The sequence below is a fragment of the Nonomuraea sp. NPDC003201 genome (assembly GCF_053590415.1).
Window position 1 is genome coordinate 1 of record NZ_JBSFTC010000649.1, and the last position, 2,589, is coordinate 2,589.

2 protein-coding genes are annotated in these 2,589 nt (G+C 75.5%); both read right to left on the reverse strand.

The annotated features are described in order from the left end of the window. A partial coding sequence (locus ACWDX9_RS62240; protein ID WP_449973270.1) for an SWIM zinc finger family protein occupies positions 1-459 on the reverse strand: 459 nt, incomplete at its 3' end. Positions 460-542: 83 nt separating this feature from the next. Next, the coding region (locus tag ACWDX9_RS62245; RefSeq protein WP_449973271.1) for a DUF5682 family protein at positions 543-2,589 on the reverse strand (2,047 nt) is incomplete at its 5' end.

Genomic DNA, 2,589 nt, shown 5'->3' on the forward strand with positions numbered 1-2,589 from the left:
AGCACCAGGCCGATGGCCGCGGCGCCGTACCAGGAGAAAGGCACGGTTAGGCAGTCTGCCGACATTTCCGATTTGGGGCTGGTCTCTTAGAAATACCCCCTCGGCCGCCTGCGCGCCGTCGGATCCGGCGAGCGCGGGTTCGGCGTCGGAGGAGCCGCGGGAGGTGGCCTCCTCTCCGCCGGGGAGCGCGTCCCCGATCGGGCAGGCACTCAGTACGGCCGCACGATGCAGACAGCGCGGCGCCAGCAGGCAACTGCACGACGCCTGGTCACCGTCGGCGATCACCCCGGACGGCCCCGGCGAGAGCGTGACGACCGCGTCCTCGCCGCAGGCGATCCGCAGGCCCTCGCCACCGGCCGTGACGGGCAGGGCGGCGTACTGTTCGATCGCCGCGTCCAGCTTCTTGCGCAGCCGAGAGGTCAGGCTCTCGACGGCGGCGGCCACCACCTCCGGGGTCACCGGAGGCAGCGGCCCGCCGCCACCGGGAGAGCCGGACGGGACCGTCTCCGGAGGGGTTTCGGGAGTGGTTGACGTGGAGGGGTTCACCGGTGTTCTCCGCGGAGGCGGTCGCCCACCCATCGGGCGAGGGCGAGCGGGCTGAGCGCGGCGACGGGCATCCCGGCCGCGACGAGTTGCTGGGCGACGGGGATCGAGTAGCGGGGTACGCCGTCGTCGTCCAGGGCGGCGCATCCCATCAGGTGCACGCCGGAGCCGGCCAGCGCGCGCACCTCGGCGAGCAGGCCGCCGATCGGGTAGCCCTCCTCGAAGTCGCTGACCACCACGACGAGCGTGCGGCTCGGGACCGTGACCAGCGTACGGGCCTGGGCGAGCCCGGCGGCGATGTGCGTACCGCCGCCGACGCGTACCTCCAGCAGGAGGGACAGCGGGTCGCTGACCCGGTCGGTCAGGTCGATCACCTGCGTGGAGAACGACAGGAAGTGCGTGGACAGCGTCGGCACCCCCGCCAGCACGGCGGCCGTCAGCGCCGACCAGATCACCGACGCCTCCATGGAGCCGGAGACGTCCACGACCAGGATCAGCCGCCAGTCGGCCTCCCGGCGCGAACGCGTGCTGAACACCGGCCGCTCCGGCACCACCACGAGCCGGCCGTCGTCCAGGCGGCGCGTGTGCGCCAGATTGGCGCGCAATGTGCGCGGCAGGTCCAGCTTGCCGCCGGGGCGGCGGGTCGGGCGCGGCGTGGCGACCCCGGTCATGGCGGGCCGCAGGCGGGTGGCGAGCTCGCGGGTCAGCTCGTCCACCAGGCGGCGTACGAGCGGGCGCAGCTTGGCCACCTGCTGCTCCGGCAGGCCGCCCGCCAGGGACAGCACGGAGGTCAGCAGGTCCACGGAGGGCCGGACGGAGGCGGGGTCGAGTTCGGTCAGCACGTCGTGGCGTCCGGCGTCGGCGGCGCGGGCCAGGACCTCCTCGCGTACCTCGGTGCCGAACAGCGCCTCCAGCTCCTCCGACCACTCGCGTGCCGTGGGGAACGGCGCCTCCTTGCCGCCCCCGTCCCCTGGGGCGGGCCCGAAGTCGTTGGCGCCTTCGCCGCGGCCCGACCCGTACAGCTCGTCCAGGGCGCGGGCGTACGAGCGGGCGTTTGGGGGCAGGTTTTCTGACTCCCGGCCGAGCAGCAACCGCCACCGGTCCGCGGGCCTCAGCCTGCGGTGGATGTCGGTCACGGGGACGGCGACCGCCTCCGGCTCCTCCGAGGTCCCGGCCTGCGGTTCCTCCGCCGGTGCGGGGGTGCTCTCGATGGGGATGGGGAGCCGCAGCGCGCGCAGGGCCTCCAGGCCGGCCGCGTCGGCGGCGGTCCAGAGGGCAAGCAGCGCCGGCGGAGCGTGCAGGGCCACGTCGAGCCGGTCGCCGAGCCGTTCGGACACCACCCCCAGCAGCCGGGCGCGCCCGGCCGGGCTGAGCGTGTCGAACCCGCCGCGCAACGCCGGCAGCCGGTCCAGGAACTCCTTGTCCGTGAGCCCGTCCACCCGGTTCATGAGCGGGTCGAGCGCCGCCGGGGCCGACTGGAGCAGCGGCCCGGCGGCCGTGAGCACGCCGGTCAGCAGCCGGGCCAGCCGCAGGCGGCCGTCCGGGCCGGTGGCGGTGTCGATCCAGCCGGCCGCCCGGTCTCCGAGCGAGGCCGGGCCGTCCAGGTCCAGCAGCACGCGGGCGGCCAGCGCCGCCCCCTGCATGAGGGGCGAGGCCGTACGCGCGAGCACCGCCAGAGCGTCGTCCATCCGCAGGCCCAGGCGCTCCTCGCCGGCCCGGGAGGCGAGGGCGACCAGGGCGACCGCGTCCTCCGGCTGATCGCTGCCCGCCAGCCCCGGCAGGGCGCGAACCGCCGCCTCCAGGAGGGTGCCGGACAGCTCGGCGGCCTGCTCGCGGCCCTCCGGCGTGGTGCCGGGCAGGTGCCGGCGGCGCAGGGCCTCCAGCAGGTCGAGGGCCTGGAGCAGCTCGGTGAGGCTCGCGGTGGCGGGCAGCGTGACGGCGGCGTCGGCGAATGACGGCGATCGCGGTCCCCGCCCCCTCCGCCTAGCCCGGGCCCTGGCTAGAGGACGGGTGGGTCGAAGTCGAAGTCCAGGCGGTTGCCCTGGC